The sequence below is a fragment of the Mesorhizobium sp. C395A genome, from assembly GCF_030323205.1.
Classification (GTDB): Bacteria; Pseudomonadota; Alphaproteobacteria; order Rhizobiales; family Rhizobiaceae; genus Mesorhizobium.
Genome location: NZ_CP100473.1, coordinates 828604 through 846384, shown reverse-complemented (window position 1 = coordinate 846384; position 17781 = coordinate 828604). Strand labels below are relative to the sequence as shown.

Sequence of the window (17781 nt, the reverse complement as noted above, 5' to 3'; positions counted from 1 at the left end):
GACAAGCCACAACGGCTCAACAACTGGCAAAGGAAACAAGCAATGACCAAGCACGTGGCAATGAAGACCCCACCGGTCGTTTCAAGGCAGGAATGGGAAGCCGAGCGCGAAAAGATGCTGGTGAAGGAAAAGGCAACGATGCGCGCCAGGGACGCGCTGTCGGCCGAGCGCCGGCGCATGCCATGGATGGAAGTAGACAAGGCCTATGTGTTTGAGGGTCCCAACGGCAAAGCGAGCCTGCTCGATTTGTTCGAGGGCCGGCGGCAGTTGATCGTCTACCGCGCCTTCTACGAACCCGGCGTCCACGGCTGGCCCGAACATGCCTGCCGCGGCTGTTCGCTCGGCGCCGACCAGGTCGGCCATCTCGCCCATCTGAACGCCCGTAACACCACGCTTGCCTATGCCTCCCGCGCGCCGCAGGCCGACATTGCCAGCTTGAAGCAGCGGATGGGTTGGGAGATGCCCTGGTACACAATCACCGACAGTTTCGACAAGGATTTCGGCGTCGACGAATGGCACGGCCACAACGTGTTCATCCAGGATGGCAAGAAAGTGTATCGCACCTACTTCATCAACAACCGCGGCGACGAGCAGATGGGCACGGTCTGGAGCTACCTCGACGCAACGCCGCTCGGCCGCCAGGAAATCTGGGAGGATTCGCCCGAAGGCTATCCGCAGACCGAGCTCTACAGCTGGTGGAACTGGCACGACAATTACGACGCCGCACCCGACAAGACGTGGGAGGAAGTGTCGGCGGCCGGCGAAGCCGCGTTCCGCAACAAGGACGGCAAGTAAGGACCTGGAGCGGCGCCCATCCAGCTTGGTTTCCTGTCCCTCACGGGACAGGAAACCCGGGCATTGATCATCAAGGGATTACGACCATGAGCGATATCGGCACAGGCACCGGCAGTGAGGTCCCTCAACGCTCCGATGCAGTTTCTCTCCGCACCGCCGACTGGCTGTGCCTCGCCGCCGCCCCTGTTTTCGCCGTGATGGCGCTGCTTACCTGCATTCACGCTGGCGACGGCGTCATGTCGTGCCTGGGGGCCGATGCCTCCCCGCTCACCGGCATGCCGGTGATGTATCTCTTGATGAGCGCCGTCCATCTGGCGCCTTGGCTGCGCGTGATTTCCGGCCGGCCGGTCCGGCGATAGGCTGGACCGCCGCCGCCATGCTAACGCTCTTTACGTCGGAGAGAGACTATGAAGCTGGTCAGGCTGAGAGCGCCGGGCGGGTTGGACAAGCTCGACCTGGTCGAGGAGGATCAGCCCCGGCCTGGGCCGGGAGAAATGCTGGTCAGGATTCGCGCCGTTGCGCTTAACATGCGCGACGATTTCGCCGTACAAGGCAAGGTGCCGCTCGCCGACGGCCGCGTGCCGCTGTCGGATGGCGCCGGCGAGGTGATCGCGATCGGTGACGGCGTCGACACGTTCAAGCCGGGCGACAGCGTCGTCAGTGTTTTCTACCCCTGGTGGCTGGCCGGCGACATGAGATCCGATACAAGCCGCGACATTCCCGGAGACAGTTTCGACGGCTTCGCCAGCGAGTATGTGTGCATGCCGGCGCAGGCCTTCACCAAGGCGCCGGCGGGCTATACGCATCTCGAGGCGGCAACGCTGACCTGCACGGGCGTCACCGCCTGGCGCGGCCTGGTGACATGCGGCAAGGTAAAGCCCGGCGACACGGTGCTGATCCTTGGCACCGGCAGCGTGTCATTGTTTGCGCTGCAATTTGCCAAGGCCGCCGGCGCAAGGGTCATCGCCACGTCGTCCGATGAAGAGAAGCTGGAGAAGCTCAGACGACTCGGGGCCGACAGCGTCATCAACTACAAGGCGGTGCCGGAGTGGGGCGGCAGGGCCAGGGAACTGACGGAGGGACGCGGCGTCGATCATGTGATCGAGGTCGGCGGACCGGCGACGCTGGCGCAGTCGATAACGGCCTGCCGGACAGGCGGGCATATCGCACTCATCGGCGTCCTGACCGGCTTTGCAGCAGAAGTTTCGATCCCGGCGCTGTTTTCGAACCAGATCCGCATCACCGGAATTTCCATCGGCAGCAAAGCCGACCAGCAGGACATGATCCGTGCCATAGAGGTCAACCGCCTGAAGCCCGTCATCGACAGCAGCTTTCCACTGCAGGACATCGCCGCCGCCTTCAGGCATTACGAAGCGCAAAAGCATTTCGGCAAGATCTGCCTCGAGCTTTAGACCCTGCGATCGGCATTCCTACCCAGCGGCCGGCGCGAGCGTCCCGCTTGCCATCAGGCCCCACAGCTGATCGGCCGTCAGCTGTCTGGCCGAGCCGTCGTAGGCCACCCGGCCGAGGCTGAGCACCACGATCCTGTCGGCCAGCGCCCGCACTGTGGACAGGTCGTGCGTGACCAGGATGACGCCGGTGCCGCTGACGGCGATCGAACGGATCAGCTTGACGACCTGCGCGGTCTGCTTGACGCCGAGCGCGGCGGTAGGCTCGTCGAGGCAGATCAGCTTGACGTGATCGGCAAGCGCGCGGGCAATGGCGATGGACTGCCGCTGGCCGCCCGACAGCGAGCGCACCAGAACGTTTTCGTCGCGAAGCGTGACGCCCAGCGCGGCAAGCCGGGCACGACACTGCTCGGCGGCCTTTCGGTCGTCGCGAACCGGGAAGACACCGAGCCAACGCCGCGTTTCCTCACGCCCGAGGATCATGTTGTGGGCGACGCTGAGGTTTGGGCAGAGCGCCAAATCCTGATAGACCGTCTCCAGGCCGGCGCCGCGTGCATCCTGCGGGCTCCTGAAGGAAATCGGCTGGCCCTCGAGGGTCATCGCGCCGGCATCGGGCTGGATGGCGCCCGAAATAATCTTCACCAGCGTCGACTTGCCGGCGCCATTGTCGCCGAGCAGACAGACGATCTCGCCTTTGCCGACCGTGAAACTCGCCTCTTCCAATGCCGTCAGCGCGCCGTAGGATTTGCGGGCGCCGGCAATCGAGAATGCCGGACCTTGCGGGGCTTCTCCATTGCCCGCCGTCACGGCAGAGCCGGCCGAGGCGACGGCACCATCGTCCGCCACCGCGAAGTTGGTCGCGGCGGCCCGAGCGCGCCGGCCGCGAAAACCGATCGCAGCCTGGTCGGCCACCAACGCCAGCAGCAGCATGCTTCCCACCGAAATGGATTGCCACCATGATTGCAGGCCGACGAAGATCAGTCCTGCATTGAGGATGCCGATGGTGGCAACGCCTATGGCGATGCCGAGCGGCCGGCCGGAGCCGCCGGAAAACGCAACGCCGCCGAGGATCGCGGCGGTGAGCACGTCGAGCTCGAAGCGAACGCCGATGGTCGGCGTGATGCTGCCGAGACGACCGGCGATCAGAACCGAGACCAGGCCGATCAGCAAGCCATTGGCGGCGTAGAGGCCAACCACCGTGCGCCCCACCGGAATGCCGCAGAGTTCGGCTGCGCGCGGGTCGCCGCCTATGGCGTAGAGCCTCAAGCCGGTGACCGTGCTGGTCAAAACAAAGGCTCCGATCACAAAGACCAGCGCGGCGATGATCACGGTGTACTGGATGCCGAAGATCTTGCCCCGCCCCAATTCGAGCAGAGCCTCGGGAAAACCATAGACCGCGGTGCTGGAGACGACGAAGGCAAGGCCGCCATAGAGCGCCAGCATCGCCAGCGTGACGATCAACGGCGAGATGCTCAGCCTGCGCACCAGCAGACCGTTGAGCAGACCGAGCAAGAGGCCGAGACCCAGGCCGACGCAGATCGCCAGCAGCGCGCTCTGCGTCGCCACTGCAACCTTGGCGGTGATTATGCCGATCAAGGCGACCATGCTGCCGATGGAGAGGTCGACATAGCCGGCGATCAGCAGCGCGGAGGTGCCGAGCACGGCGATCAGGATCGAGGTCGAGTTGACGCCGATGACGACGAAATTGTCGAGGCTGAAGAACGATTTGTTCAACAGCGAGAAGGCGACGATCAAGCCCAGCGCGACCAGCGCCAGCCCGATGCGGCCAGACGCTTCGCCCGGTGCCTTGACGCCCGGCAGCAAGGATGAAAACCGGCCCGTTTGCAGCGGTGTCGTCCCCGTTCGAAGGCTGTCTGTGCTCATGCTTGCCTCTGCTGAAGCGGGCGGTTTCAGGTCAGGCTGAACCCGCCCGTATCGCGGGAAAAACGGGCGCTACTTTGCCTCGGACGACCAGGGGAAATTCACATACTGGTCGCGCGTATCGTAGCAGATGTTGCCGTACATCCTGAGATAGATGTCGCGGCGCTTCGGGTCCTTGTAGACCGCGGCCGGATCGGCCACGTCGGCCTCGTACTGGGCCATGTAGTCGCTGGTCAGCGCCACTGGCAGGATATCCATCGCCTGCGGGATGCTCTTGCCCTCCAGCCAGTCGGCCGCGTGCTGGCCCATGGCATAAGCGAAGACCGGCGACGCCAGGCTGATGCTTGCCTTGTAGGGACCGCCGCCTTTCTTGATCGCGGCGACTGCCTCCGGTTCGCCGTCGATGCCGCCAAGGAACTGGTCCGGCCGCGCCTTGCCCGCCGCTTCCAGGGCAGCCAGCGCGCCGAGCACGACCGTGTCGGCGCCGAGCACGACATCGACGTCGGGATGGGCCTGGAGAATGGTGCTCATCGTGGCAAAGCCGCCTTCCTTGTTGACGGGATTGGGTGAGATGTCGGCGACGATGGTGACGCCTGGCATAGCCTTGAAGATGTCGCGCATGGCGGCGAAGCGCGGCGCCAGGAATTCCATGCTGTCATGCGACAGGATGACGACATTGGCCTTGCCACCGAGCTTGTCCTTTATGTAGGCCGCGGCCGCTTCGGCCAGCACCTTGCCGGTCTCATATTGCGGCGCGTTGAGCAGCGAGGTGGCCGGCGGCGGCACGATGGTGCCGACATAGGCGCCCGACCAGATAAGCTCCTGCAGGCTGCGGCTCATGGAGGCCGGGTCCACAGGCGCCGCCACCAGACCGCCGATCTTGGAGGCGAGAAACAATTGCACCTGCTCGACGCCCTTGGCGGCGTCATTGTTGGCAAGCGCGCGGCGATATTCCAGCCCGCGATCCTTGGCGGCGGCGGCCAGGCCGCGGTCGACACCCTGCATGAATTCACGCTCGTTATCCTGCGCAAAGGCCAGCACCTTGTTCAGGCCGGGCGGTGGGCTGCAGGCCGGCGCCTTCGGATCGAACGGCGCAAATACCGCCGGCTTGGTGAGCCCGGCCGGGCCGTCCTGCGCGCTTGCCAGAATGGTACCGCCCGCGAGCACACCGGCAACGCCGAGCAGCGTCGCCAGCATCATATTCCTGTCAGATCGCATTTTTACTTCCTCCCTGTCGTTGATTGTTGCCGCGCATCGCAAGCCTCGCGGTCGCTACTCTTCCCAGTCTCCCCAGATACCCACCTTCCTGCTCGCAAGTCAAAACTTTTTCCAGTGGAATTAATTAATCAGAGATAGTCGGGTGACTCGCCCACGCGATCACGCCTTGCCGATCAGCGACTGGACGACTTTGGCCAATTCCGTGCCGAGCACGCGATGCGCGTCGCTGTCGAGGTGAATGCCGTCTACCGCGCTCGACTCGACGACATCGCCGGCGTTGAAGAACGCGGCGCCGGCGCGCCGGGCCGCATCGCGGAACAGGCCGGCAAAGTGCATCGACTTTGCGGCGCCGCCCAGGAACATCTGGCCGAACCAGTCGACCTCCAGCATCGGCGGCGGCGCCACAATCAGGACCGCGGGCGCCACGCCTGCGGGGCCAGCTTCGCTGCGCAGGACAATTCTGGCCAAAATCTCAACGGAATCAGCGACGTCGTTCGGCGTTACCGAGAACCTATGCTTGAGATCGTTGGTGCCGAGCATCAGGATGACGAGGTCGAGCGGCATATGCGTTTCCAGGCACACCGGGAGCGATTTGAGCCCGTTCTTGTGGAGACCTTCGATCGGATCGTCGTGCACGGTGGTGCGCCCGCCCTGCCCTTCTTCGATCACATCCCATCCGCTGCCGAGCTGGCGGCGCATGATGCCCGGCCAGCGCCGGTCGGGCGTGAAGCGGCGCCGTCCGACGCGGGCCAGGGTGGGAATGGCGCCATAGGTATTGGAATCGCCAAAGCACATGATTGTCCGGGTCTGCGTCACGGCATTGCTCCTCCAGGCTTGCATACTTTGAACGACAGCAGGCCGGCCGGCGTCAACTAGATTTTTCCATCGGGTGGATTTAAGTGTTGCCTTGCCGTGCCCGCATTGCTACGTCAGCGCTTTGATCGGCTCGCCTTGCGGCCAACCTCCTTGCGCAGGGGAAAGCGTGACCGGCACCAGCTTCTTCAGTCTCGAAAAGATCGCCGGGGGCCGCAGCGGCGGAACCACGCAGGCCGAGAGCCGCATCTACAACGAACGCCTGATCGTCTCGCTGATCCGCCGGCACGGCCAGCTGGCCAAGACCGATTTGACGCGGCTGACGGGGCTGGCCGCGCAAACCATTACCACCATCGTCAACCGCGCCGCCGACAACAAGCTGCTGCTGCGCCTGGAGCCTCTGCGCGGACGGCTGGGGCAACCCTCGGTTCCCTATGCGTTGAACCCGAAAGCCGCCTATGCCTTCGGCCTCAAGGTCGACCATCGCAGCGCCGATGTCGCCCTGGTCAATTTCGTCGGCGACGTGATCGCGTTCGAACGCACGCTGTTCGACTATCCGACGCCCGTCGAGGTGATGAAATTCGCCAAGGGCGCCATCGCGCGCATGTGCCGCAAGCACAAATCGATAGAAAAAGACCGCATCGCCGGTCTTGGCATCGCCTCGCCATTCCATCAGTGGAACCTGAGCGAAGAGAGCGCGGTGCCGGCGGGCAGGCTGGATGCCTGGAAGGAAATCGACATTCGCGCCGAACTGGACCGGGCGTTCGACTGGCCGGTGTTCCTCTACAACGACGCCACGGTGTCGGCCGCGGCCGAACTGATGTTTGGCGCCGGCGGATCGCGCGCCGACTTTCTCTATGCCTATGTCGGGCACTTCATCGGCGGCGGCCTGGTGCTCGATCATCACTTGTTCCCCGGCCGCAACAAGCTGGCCGGGGCGCTAGGCGACATGCCGGTGCCCGCGCCGGGGCGCAGGGGCGACCGGATGACGCCGCTGCTGCGCGTCGCTTCGCTGCATTCGCTGGCCGGCAAGCTCAACGACCAGGACAATGGGGAGAAGCACGCCGGCCGCATCTGGTCGTCGCCCGACGATTGGGGCGACCTTGGAGAGCCGGTCACCGCGTGGATCGATGAGGTTTCGGACGGGCTTGCCTATGCCGCCCGCAGTGCCGTTGCCTTGCTCGACATCGACAATGTGGTGATCGATGGCGCCATACCCAATGGCGTGCGCAAGGAGATCGCCAAGGCCATGCGCAGAAAACTGGCACGTATCCTTGTCGATCGTCCCGAGCCGTTCTCTGTCATCGAGGGGACGTTTGGCCATCTCGGCCCCGTTATCGGCGGCGCCAGCATTCCGCTGCTGGTGAAATATTCGAACGACAAGGAATTGCTCTTCAAGGAATAGGCGCGCAGCCGCCGGCACCAGGCATTCCCCCAAAACAGCGAACTGTGAGACTTGTCACATACCTGCTCGTGAAGCGCGTGCTACTTGCACTCTGCGGTCGGTCGACGCCGAAAGAAATCGCCTGCCATGGTCTGGCGGTGACGGGCCTTTCACTTTATGCTGTGGCAGGTTGCATACTCTCAACGGACCTTGATGCCGCAAGCGGTGTTCTCGTCGGCGTCAGGCCGCGACCAGGAGTTTTGTCATGCTCCGACTTTGCGGATTCATCGCGGCCTTCATCCTTGCCGGCCTCACAAGCTTTGAGGCCTGCGCCGATCGAAGGGTCGCGCTCGTCATCGGCAATTCCGATTATCGCGACATCCCGGCGCTGAAGAACCCGGCCAAGGATGCCCAGGACGTATCGGCCACGTTCCGGCTGGCGGGCTTCGAGGTTTTCGTCGCCGAGAATCTCACCAAGCAGCAGTTCGAAGGCCAGTTCCGGGACTATCTGGCCGCCGCCGACGGCGCCGATCTCGCCGTCGTCTACTATTCCGGGCACGGCTTTCAGATCGGCGGCGAGAATTTCCTGATACCGGTCGACGCCTCGTTGAAGAAGGCGGCCGACATCGAGGTCCAGGCCATCAAGCTCAACGACGTGCTGGAGCAGTTGCGCTCGAAGTCGAAGATCCAGGTGATCATCCTCGATGCCTGCCGCAACAACCCCTTCCCGCGCAACAATTACTGGCTGCGCGACCAGCTTGTCACCGCCGGCAATACCGGGCTGGCGCAGGTGCGAAGCTCGCTCAACACGCTGATTGCCTTCGCCACCGAACCAGGCGCGGTCGCCTATGACGGCAGCGGCGACCTCAGCCCGTTTTCATCGGCTTTTTCGCGGCGCGCGCTGGCGCCGAACCAGGAGATCCGCACGGTCATGTCGGCGGTGCGCCGCGATGTCGTGCAGGCCACCAACGGCATGCAGGTGCCATGGGAAAATTCCTCGCTGATCGATGACGTGGTGCTGGTGCGCCGCAACAACCGGCCTTCGCTGCCGCCAGTGCTGGAGAAGGTGGTGCTGTCGGGGGTCGGTCCTGTCGCTCTCGGCCTGCCGGAGCCGGTCGATGTCGATGGCGGCGCTATCAGCGTCAGCATCGAACGTCCGCCAGCAATGGGCCGTCTGGTGCTGGACGGCAAAGACGTCGCGGTGGGCGAACCGATCGCCGGCAAGGACCTGCCGCGCCTGCAAATGGATGTCCCCAAAGGGGCCGCCACGCAGGACGAGGTGGATATGCTCGCCTATGCCACGCATGACAATTGGGGCGGCGGGAGCCAGGGCATACTCGTGTTCCGCGTCAAGAGCGGCGAAGGTGCGGCGGGTCAGCAGATCATGGCTTCGCTCGAGGCCGAGCAGAAGCAGCAGGTGCTGGAGCGCGGCATCCACATCACCGGCGCCGCCGAAGCGATCGAGAACCGCAAGCTTGATATTCCCGTCGGCGTCGGCCCGGTCGCGCTCAATCTGGATTTCCCCACCGACGATCCGGCAGTCAGCCTGAAGGTCTCGGGGTATCCGGCAACGGGAACGCTGTCATTGCCTGATCGAACCTTGTCGCCGCAATCCAGCCTTCTGGCCGGTGAAGTCGACCATCTCCGTTACGAGCCGCAGATCGGCGCCGGCGCGCCGGTCGAGGTCGGCTTCGAAATCCGGGCCGACAGCAGCTCGGCCAAGCCCGCGACGATGAAACTGTCGCCGACGGTCGATGCCTGCGATACCGCCGCCGGCGAGCCTCTCGACCTGCAAGGTGTGGTGCCCGGCCTGCTGCCGAACGAGATCGGCGCCGGTGCGGTGGCGGCCTGCGAGGCCGCGGTGAAAACCTATCCCGATGTCGCCCGCTTCCGCTACGAGCTCGGCCGCGCCCTGCTTGCGGCAGGCCAGGTTAGAGAGGCCAGGACAGCCATCGAGGACGCCGCCAAGAAAGGCCATGTGCGCGCCGTCTTCGAACTCGGCTATCTCAACGCAACCGGAACCGGAACGGCCATCGACCGCGCCCAGGCCAACGCTCTCTACAAGGCTGCCGCCGACAAGGGCGATCCCTACGGTATGACCTCGTGGGGACGCGCGCTGTTCAATGGCTATGGCGTCAACCGCGATACGACCAAGGGCCTCGACCTGCTGCTCAAGGCGGCGGCCATGGGGCACACCTATGCCATGAACGATCTTGCCGCCATCTTCACCGAGGGCCGCAACGGCGTGCCTGCCGATCCGGCCCGTGCCGTCGCCTTCCTGCAAGCGGGAGTGCAGCGCCAGGACATGTATTCGATGAACCTGCTCGGCCGCAATTACCTCTCCGGCCAGGGCATCGACAAGGATCCGAAGACGGCGCAGGCGCTGTTCCAGCAGGCCACCGATCTTGGCCAGCCCTACGCGCCGGGCAGCCTCGCCCGCATGTACAGGGATGGCGCCGGTGTGCGCCAGGACCCGGCGGAAGCGCAAAGGCTGTTCGAACTGGCGACCACGCGCGGCGATCCGTCGAGCGCCTATGATCGCGCGGCGCTCGAAATGGCGAAAGGCGACAGGGCCGATCAGGCTGTCGCCGTGCGCTTCCTGGCATTCGCCGTCGCGCTCGATTTCCGCAAGGAGCTGCCGGATGCCAAAAAGGGCCTGGCGCAGTTCGGCGCCAAGCCGAAAACGGCAGCGTTGGACGCGCTGCGTCAAGAGCTCAAGTCGAAGATCCCCCCGTCCGGTTCGCTGGACACGCAACTGGTCAACGCGGCCCGGGGGGTCTGGGAAGAAGCCAATCCGCGTCGGGATTTGTTCTGAACAATAAGGAGGCCATGGTGGGCAAGGCATTCAAGCAGACATTCGGGCAGGCATTCATCGGGACAATTTTATCCGGCGTTCTGGCCGGGCTCATGGGCTGCACCTCGGTGTCGCCGATGTTCGAGCCGGCACCGCCGGTGAAACACCGCAAGGTGGTTCGCGTAGCGCCGCAGCCAAAGGTGGTCAGATACAAGAAGGCGGCCACCGGCAAAGTAATCAAGCCGGCTGAGGAGAGCCCGCAAAAACCGCCCGTGATTCCTTCTCTCGGCGGTAGCGGCGGAGGCAGCGGCGGAAGCAGCGGCGGCGGCGGTTGGAGCGGATGAGTATGGGGCCGGAGCGAAAAGCTGGTTTCCTGAAATGAGGTGACTACCCCTCACTTCGCCTTCCCTGCCCCGAACCTCAACCCGTCCATCAGCAGCTTGACGAGCCGGCGCGAGCGGTCGCGCCAGTCCTTGGTGTCGGGCGCCGAATAGATGCCGCCCAGCGCATGCAGCACATCGGAGGCGTCGACGTCGTTGCGGATCGAGCCTTCGGCGCCCGCCGCCTCGACCAGCTGGCGCAAGGCCAGCGACACCCGGCCCGACATGTCGGAAAACACGGCGGAATTGGTGTTGAACAGGATGCGCAGGCTGGCCGCCAGGCCGCGCTTGGTGGCGATGTAGTCGACGAAGCGCTGCATCCACTGTTCCAGCGCCACATCGGCCGAATGGTGGCTGGCGAGATCATCGGCCGCCGCGCAGAGCGCCTCGACTTCACGCCGATAGACCACCTCGACCAGATGCTCGCGGGTTGGAAAATGCCGGTAGAGCGTGCCGATGCCGACGCCCGCCTGGCGCGCGATCTCCTCCAGCGAGGCATCGACGCCGTGCTCGGCAAAGGCCGCTGCCGCAACCTCGACCAGCCGGTCGCGGTTGCGTTGCGCATCGGCGCGCAGCGGCCTTGGCGCTGCGGCTTCGCGCCTCTCGCCGGCAATTGCTTGCGACTGCTCGGTCAATTTTTTCTCCACTGTCGAAATATGGGGGCTTGAACCCAAAGGGGTAAGCCCCAACTGAATAAACGGAGGCGCCTCCGTTTTAGTGGAGCAGCCTCATCATATAATCAGGGGAGCCGGTATGTCACGTGTTGAGATTGTGAAGACTGAAGCATCCCCTGCCCGCTGGAAAGTCAGGGCGGCCGAGCTGTCAATCTCCCCCCTCGTGGGGGAGATGTCCGGCAGGACAGAGGGGGGCCCTGTCCCGCCAGCCTATCGAGGCCTGACCAACACCCGCTTGGAAAAGGTCTATTTCGATGGATGTAAATCGGGAACGTCGCATTCCTTCGCGCCTCCCTCTGCCCTGCTGGGCATCTCCCCCACAAGGGGCGAGATTAGGCGCACCGTCGCCTCTTCCCTTTTCCTCTCCCACTCGGACGCCATTTCAATCCCCTGGCGTCAAGCAACTGGAGCCAGACGCCCATGACCAGCCAGACCATCCACCTCACCATCAACGGGCACGACCATGAACTGCAGGTCGAGCCGCGCGTCACGCTGCTTGACGCCTTGCGTGATCGCCTCGACCTGACCGGCACCAAGAAGGGTTGCGACCAGGGCCAGTGCGGCGCCTGCACGGTGCATGTCGAGGGACAGCGCGTGCTGGCCTGCCTGACGCTTGCAGCACAAGCCGAAGGCCGCGAGATCACCACCATCGAAGGATTGGCCGGCGACGACGGCACGCTTAACGCGGTTCAGGCTGCTTTCCTCGACCAGGATGCTTTCCAGTGCGGTTACTGCACGCCCGGACAGATCATGTCGGCGGTGGCCTGCATCCGCGAGGGCCATGCCGGCTCGGATGACGAAATCCGCGAATACATGGCAGGCAATCTCTGCCGCTGCGGCGCCTATCCGCACATCGTTGCCGCCGTGCGCCAGGCGGCACTGGAGGTCGCGTCATGAGGGATTTTTCGTACATTCGCGCCGATACACTCGATGCCGCATGCCAAGCCGCCGCCCTGCCCGGCGCCATGCTGCTTGCCGGCGGCACGACGCTGGTCGATCTCGCCAAATGCGGCGTTGCCGAACCCGACAGCCTTGTCGACGTCACCCATCTCAAAGGGCTCGACGCCATCAAGGTCGACGCTGACAGTGCCATGATCGGCGCGCTGGCCAAGATGAGCCACGTCGCCGACCATGCCGAGATCAAGAGCCGCTTCCCCGCGGTCTCGGAAGCGCTGTGGCAGGCGGCCTCCGCGCAACTCCGCAACATGGCGACCATCGGCGGCAATCTCATGCAGCGCACGCGCTGCCCCTATTTCCGCGATCCCGCGAATTTTCCCGCTTGCAACAAGCGCTCGCCCGGCACCGGCTGCTCGGCAATCGGTGGCGTCACCCGCGGCCATGCCGTGCTCGGCACCAGCGACGCCTGCATCGCCATGTATCCCGGCGATCTCGCCACCGCGCTGGTCGCCTTCGACGCCGTGGTTCATCTTGGCGAACGCCAGGTTGCCGTCGACGACTTCTTTCTCCTGCCCGGCGCCACGCCTGAGAGGGAACACGCCATCGAAGCGGGCGAGATGATCACGGCCATCAGCATCCCGGCTTCAGCCGCCGCCCGGCGGTCGACCTATCTCAAGGTTCGCGACCGGCAGTCCTATGAGTTCGCCGCTGCAAGCGCCGCGGTCGGCATCGACTTCGAAGCCGATGGCCGCACCATTCGCGACCTGCGCGTCGCGCTGGGCGGCGTCGCGACAAAGCCATGGCGTTCGCATGCCGTGGAAGCGGCACTGAAGGGCAAGGTGCTCAGCGAAGACAGGGTGCGGGCCGCCAGCTTGCTCGCCGTGGAAGGCGCCGTCGACCATGGCGCCAACCACTACAAGATCGAACTGGCGCCGCGCGTCGTCGCCCGCGCCATCCTCAAGACGGGAGCCATGGCATGACCATTCACGACCCAAGAACACGGCACGGCGACGCTTCGGACGGCACTGCCGATCAGGTCGGCGGGCGGCTGTCGCGCGTCGACGGCCCGGCCAAGATCACCGGCGCGGCAAAATACGCCGTCGAACAGCAGCTCGACGGGCTTGCCTATGGCGTGCTGGTGGAAAGCACTGTCGCCGCCGGCAAGGTACGTTCGATCGACACGTCAGCTGCCGAGGCGGCCCCTGGCGTGCTCAAGGTGCTGACGCCCGATACCATCATGAGCCTGCGGACCGCATCAGACTGGTTCGGCACGCCGCCGCCGGACAAACCCTACTGCCCGCTGGCGCGCGACATCACCTTTTCGGGCCAGCATGTCGCCGCGGTCATCGCGGAGACTTTCGAGCAGGCCGTCGCGGCAGCGGCGATGGTCAAGGTCAGCTATGACGAGACGCCGGCCATCGTAGACATCAGCGACGCCAAGGCCGGTGACGGCATTCCGATCGCCGCTATGACCAAGGAATGGGGCGATGCGCAGGCCGCTTTCGCCGCTGCCCCGGTGCGCGTCTGCGGCGCCTATAACACGCCGCGCGAATACCAGGCGCCGATGGAGCCGCATGGCCTCATCGCGCGCTGGGAGGGCGACCGGCTGACCGTGTGGGAACCGAGCCAGTGGCTCGACGGTATGGCCCGCACCTATGCCGAATGGTTCGGCGTGCCGTTCGAAAATGTACGGCTGGTCTCGCCCTATATCGGTGGCGGCTTCGGCTCCAAGGCGCTGGCGCTCGGCCACGGCGCGGTAGCGGCTGCCGCAGCCAAGATGCTGGGACGGCCCGTGAGGGTGGTCATGACGCGGCCGCAGACTTTTACCGGCTATGGCGGCCGCGCCGCGACGCGCCAGACGGTGACGATCGGCGCCGACCGTGACGGAAAGATCCAGTCGATCGTGCATCGCGGCGTCAACGAAACATCCATAGACGGAATGTGGGTCGAGCCTTTGGGCGTGGTCACCTCGATCATGTATGCGACGCCCAACTTCTCCTCGAAGCAGAATGTCGTGCGGGTGAATTCGGTGGTGCCTGGCGCCATGCGCGCGCCGGGCGAAAACCCTAGCGCCTTCGGCATCGAAAGCGCCATTGACGAGCTCGCCTACGAGGTCGGCATCGATCCGCTGGAGATCCGGCTGAGGAATTACGCCGAGCAGGATCCGCACGCAAAAAAGGCCTGGTCGACGCGGCAGTTGCGCGAGGCTTTCGCGGCTGGCGCCGAACGCTTCGGCTGGGCCCAGCGCACGCCCAAACCGCGTTCGATGCGCGACGGCAACCAGCTGATCGGCTGGGGCGTCGCCGCCGGCACCTATCCCGTGCGGCGCGCTTACGGCGAGGCCATCGTGCGTATCCTTGCCAACGGCTCGGTCGAGGTCGAAAGCTCCTCGATCGACATGGGCCAGGGCACCTACACGATCCTGGCGCAGACAGCGGCCGAAACGGTAGGCGTGGCGGCCGACCATGTCGTGGTGAAGCTCGGTGATTCCCGGTATCCCCGCGCCGGCGTGGCCGGCGGGTCGCGGCTGGCCGGCGTGATGACGGGCGCGGTCTACAAGGCAGCGACATCGGCACTCGACCAGCTGGTTGGTCTGGCGATCAGCGATCCGCGCTCGCCCTTCCACGCGCTCCAGGCCAACACGCTGATCGTCGCCAACGGCCGCATCAGGTCGCCGCGCGGCGATGGTCCCGATGTCTCGATTGCCGAGCTGCTGGCCAGCGTCGGCCGCGACCGCATCGAAGCCACCGGCGACACCATGCCGGCGAACTCGACCTCCGAGGATCGCTACAAGAACTACACCACCATCGCGGCGGCGCTGCCGCACACCGAGGGCGACTATTCGCGCCACTCCTGGTGCGCGCATTTCATCGAGGTGCGCGTCGACGAGGATTTCGGCACCGTGCGCGTGTCCCGCGTGGTGTCGGCGCTGGATTCCGGCCGGCTCTACAACCCGAAACTCGCGGAGAGCCAGTGGAAGGGCGGCATCATCATGGGCATCGGCCAGGCGCTGCTTGAAGAAGGCATTGTCGACCGCAGGCATGGCCGCATCGTCAACAACAATCTCGGCGACTATCTGGTGCCGACCAATGCCGACATCCCCGATATCGAGGTCATCTCGGTCGGCGTTCCCGACCTGCACTCTTCGGTGCTCGGCGGCAAGGGTGTCGGCGAACTGGCCATCGTCGGCGTAGCGCCGGCGATCGCCAATGCGGTGTTCCATGCGACGGGAAAAAGAGTGCGGGACTTGCCGATCACGCTGGAGAAGTTGATCTAGGAAGCGGCGTGCGTAATCTCCCCCTCGAGGGGGAGATGTCGCCGAAGGCGACAGAGGGGGTCGCCTCTCGTAGAGCGCCAACCTCCTTCCGCCGCAGTAGGTCGAGCCCGGTCGGACCGACCCCCTCTGCCCTGCCGGGCATCTCCCCCTCAAGGGGGGAGATTGGCAGCTCGCGCGCCTCGGCTACCAGTCGAGCTTGAACGCAAGCTTGCCGAAATGCTGCCCGCCCGCCGCCATGTGCGCGTAGGCTTCGGCCGCCTGCTCCTGGCTAAACACCTTGTCGACGACCGGGTCGATGCGGGCGGCGGCGATGGCGCGGACGGCGGCGCGAAGGTCAGATACCGACCCGGTGTTGTTGCCGACCACCTTCAGCGCCTTGATGATGATCGGCAGCAGGTCGACCGTGGCCTCGGCGCCGGTGACGAAACCGATGGTGAACAGCGTGCCGCCAGGCGCGGTGGCGTTGACGGCGCGGGCGAAGGTGGCGGTGCCGGCGGTCTCGACGACGAGGTCGGCGCCGAGGCCGCCGGTCAGTTCCAGCACCTTGCCGTCCCAGTCGGGCGTCGCGCGGTAGTTGATGAGATGATCGGCGCCGAGCGCCTTCGCCCGCCCCAGCTTCTCGTCCGACGAAGAAGTGATGATGACGGTGGCGCCGGCGGCTTTCGCCAGCTGCAGGGTGAAGATGGAGACGCCGCCGGTGCCGAGCAGCACGACGACCGAGCCCGGCCCGACATCGGCGGCGCAGACCGCGTTCCAGGCGGTGGTCGCGGCGATCGGCAGTGTCGACGCCGCCTCGAAGGAGAGACGAGCCGGTACCGGCACTAGCGAGTTGGCCGGCAGCGCGACATATTCGGCGAGCGACCCCGGCAGCGAAATTCCGCGCATCTGTGTCATCTCGTTAGGCCGGGGCGGACCGCCGATCCAGCGCGGCTTGGCATGGGCAATGACGTGATCGCCGACGGCGAAATCCGTAACGCCCTCCCCCAGCGCGACGATCTCGCCGGCGCCGTCGGCGACGGGAATGAGCGGAAAGCCGGGCACGTGATAATTGCCGCTGGCCACCGCCACATCGACGAAATTCAGGCTCGCGGCGCGCTGGCGGATCAGCACTTCGCCGCGCTGCGGTTCAGGCGTGGCAATGGTGGTGGCGCGAAAGGCGTCCAGCTTGGCGGCGGTCAGTTCGATGGCTTTCATGGCTCACGCATTCCTGTTTAAGGGGTCAATCGTCAGGATTGAGTGAAGCTATCTGCTGCGCTACAAGCAGATAATCTGGAATTTTTACATTTGAATCCTGTGCTTTATGCAGCAATCACACGACCCCGCCAGCCTTGCCGAAATGGCCGCCTTTGCGGCCATCACGGAAGCGCGCTCCTTCACCAAGGCAGCGTTGCGCGTCGGGCGCGACTCGACGGTTCTGTCACGCCGCCTGCAATCGCTGGAGGAGCGGCTCGGCGTGCGGCTGCTGCACCGGACCACCCGAAGCGTGTCGTTGACGGAGGCCGGAGCGGAGTTCCTGGTGCGTGTCCGCGCCATCCTGGCCTCGGTAGACGAAGCTGAGGCTGCTGCTTCCGCGCATGCCAGCGGGGCTCCGCGGGGCTTGCTGCGGCTGGCGATGCCGGGAACCTTTGGCCGTATGTGGATCGGGCCGCTGCTGCCGCAATTTCTAGCGACGTTCCCGGATGTCCGCATCGAGGCCGAGTTCTCCAACCGGTTCGTCGATCTCGTTGCAGAGAACTTCGATGTCGCCGTCCGTCTCGGCGCGCTGGAGGACTCGCGCCTGGTGGCGCGCAAGATCGCGACACGGCGGCGGTTGCTGTGCGCTGCTCCCTCCTACCTCGCCCGCCGGGGCACGCCGGAAGCGCCGGAAGCGCTCACAGAACACGCCTGCCTCGGCTTCTCCGGCTTCCAGACCTTTCCAACCTGGGAGATGACCGACAGTTCGGGACGCCGCGTCAACGTCGAAGTCTCGGGGCCGATGGTTTGCGACGACGCCGAGGTGCTGGTCGAAGCCGCGGTGCAGGGCCTCGGCCTGATGATGAGCACCGACTGGCTGGTCGGACGCGAACTCGCCGACGGACGGCTGGTGCCGGTGCTGGCGGACTGGACGCTGGCCGACGAAGGCGCGGTCTATGTCGTCATGCCCTCGGCCAAGGGACAAGCCGCCAAGACACGCGCCTTCGCCGACTGGATCGGCAAGCGCTTCGCGCCGGAGCCGCCCTGGACGTCGAGGCCGGTCTCAAAGGCTTGATCAATGGGGCG

Annotated in this window: 15 protein-coding genes; 10 read left to right on the top strand and 5 right to left on the bottom strand. The window is 65.2% G+C overall.

The features are described from left to right. Window positions 1-42: 42 nt before the first annotated feature. The 3 genes from NLY37_RS04110 (at window position 43) to NLY37_RS04100 (ending at window position 2207) form a co-directional block, all read left to right on the top strand. A complete protein-coding gene (locus NLY37_RS04110; RefSeq protein ID WP_023695474.1) occupies window positions 43-795 on the top strand; it encodes a DUF899 domain-containing protein in 753 nt (250 codons plus the stop codon). A gap of 86 nt (window positions 796-881) precedes the next feature. Further along, window positions 882-1154: a hypothetical protein gene (locus tag NLY37_RS04105; protein ID WP_023742415.1), complete on the top strand. Its 273-nt coding sequence runs from the start codon at window positions 882-884 to the stop codon at window positions 1152-1154. Window positions 1155-1202: 48 nt separating this feature from the next. Beyond that, a complete protein-coding gene (locus NLY37_RS04100) occupies window positions 1203-2207 on the top strand; it encodes a zinc-dependent alcohol dehydrogenase family protein (RefSeq protein WP_023742414.1) in 1005 nt (334 codons plus the stop codon). Window positions 2208-2225: 18 nt separating this feature from the next. Here NLY37_RS04100 and NLY37_RS04095 read toward each other — a convergent pair whose 3' ends face one another. The 3 genes from NLY37_RS04095 to NLY37_RS04085 all read right to left on the bottom strand — a co-directional run bounded on the left by NLY37_RS04095 (window position 2226) and on the right by NLY37_RS04085 (window position 6119). Continuing rightward, window positions 2226-4088 carry an ATP-binding cassette domain-containing protein gene (locus tag NLY37_RS04095; RefSeq protein ID WP_084559001.1) on the bottom strand — a complete coding sequence of 621 codons (1863 nt, stop codon included), beginning with the start codon at window positions 4086-4088 and terminating at the stop codon, window positions 2226-2228. A 69-nt stretch (window positions 4089-4157) separates the two neighbouring features. Further along, window positions 4158-5303: a sugar ABC transporter substrate-binding protein gene (locus NLY37_RS04090; RefSeq protein ID WP_032923983.1), complete on the bottom strand. Its 1146-nt coding sequence runs from the start codon at window positions 5301-5303 to the stop codon at window positions 4158-4160. Between the two features lie 159 nt (window positions 5304-5462). Then, on the bottom strand, window positions 5463-6119 hold the full coding sequence (locus NLY37_RS04085; RefSeq protein ID WP_023742412.1) for an SGNH/GDSL hydrolase family protein: 657 nt from the start codon (window positions 6117-6119) through the stop codon (window positions 5463-5465). A gap of 166 nt (window positions 6120-6285) precedes the next feature. Between NLY37_RS04085 and NLY37_RS04080 the strand changes: the two genes are divergently transcribed. The 3 genes from NLY37_RS04080 (at window position 6286) to NLY37_RS04070 (ending at window position 10638) form a co-directional block, all read left to right on the top strand. Beyond that, entirely contained in the window at window positions 6286-7521 is a 1236-nt protein-coding gene (locus NLY37_RS04080) for an ROK family protein (RefSeq protein WP_023742411.1), read from the top strand. A 244-nt stretch (window positions 7522-7765) separates the two neighbouring features. Continuing rightward, on the top strand, window positions 7766-10315 hold the full coding sequence (locus NLY37_RS04075; RefSeq protein ID WP_023742410.1) for a caspase family protein: 2550 nt from the start codon (window positions 7766-7768) through the stop codon (window positions 10313-10315). A gap of 14 nt (window positions 10316-10329) precedes the next feature. Then, a complete protein-coding gene (locus NLY37_RS04070; protein ID WP_023742409.1) occupies window positions 10330-10638 on the top strand; it encodes a hypothetical protein in 309 nt (102 codons plus the stop codon). Between the two features lie 50 nt (window positions 10639-10688). On the opposite strand, the gene NLY37_RS04065 is transcribed toward NLY37_RS04070, so the two are convergent. Continuing rightward, complete coding sequence (locus NLY37_RS04065; protein ID WP_084559000.1) at window positions 10689-11309, bottom strand: TetR/AcrR family transcriptional regulator; 621 nt, start codon at window positions 11307-11309, stop codon at window positions 10689-10691. A 459-nt stretch (window positions 11310-11768) separates the two neighbouring features. Here NLY37_RS04065 and NLY37_RS04060 point away from each other — a divergent pair, with 459 nt between their 5' ends. From NLY37_RS04060 to NLY37_RS04050, 3 genes are read left to right on the top strand one after another with little or no spacing between them, the layout of a single operon-like run. Next, the gene (locus NLY37_RS04060) at window positions 11769-12245 is read left to right on the top strand and encodes a (2Fe-2S)-binding protein (protein WP_023742406.1); all 477 of its coding nucleotides are present in this window, start codon (window positions 11769-11771) and stop codon (window positions 12243-12245) included. After that, complete coding sequence (locus NLY37_RS04055; RefSeq protein ID WP_023742405.1) at window positions 12242-13225, top strand: FAD binding domain-containing protein; 984 nt, start codon at window positions 12242-12244, stop codon at window positions 13223-13225. The genes NLY37_RS04060 and NLY37_RS04055 overlap by 4 nt, the downstream gene beginning before the upstream one ends. Beyond that, window positions 13222-15522, top strand: a complete 2301-nt coding sequence (locus tag NLY37_RS04050; protein WP_023742404.1) for a xanthine dehydrogenase family protein molybdopterin-binding subunit — start codon at window positions 13222-13224, stop codon at window positions 15520-15522. The genes NLY37_RS04055 and NLY37_RS04050 overlap by 4 nt, the downstream gene beginning before the upstream one ends. 183 nt (window positions 15523-15705) lie before the next feature. Here the strand turns inward: NLY37_RS04050 and NLY37_RS04045 are convergent, their stop codons facing one another. Continuing rightward, the gene (locus NLY37_RS04045; RefSeq protein ID WP_023742403.1) at window positions 15706-16716 is read right to left on the bottom strand and encodes a zinc-dependent alcohol dehydrogenase family protein; all 1011 of its coding nucleotides are present in this window, start codon (window positions 16714-16716) and stop codon (window positions 15706-15708) included. A gap of 106 nt (window positions 16717-16822) precedes the next feature. On the opposite strand from NLY37_RS04045, the gene NLY37_RS04040 reads away from it, so the two are divergent. Further along, window positions 16823-17770, top strand: coding sequence for a LysR family transcriptional regulator (locus NLY37_RS04040; RefSeq protein WP_023742402.1), 948 nt, complete (start codon window positions 16823-16825; stop codon window positions 17768-17770). Window positions 17771-17781 lie beyond the last annotated feature (11 nt).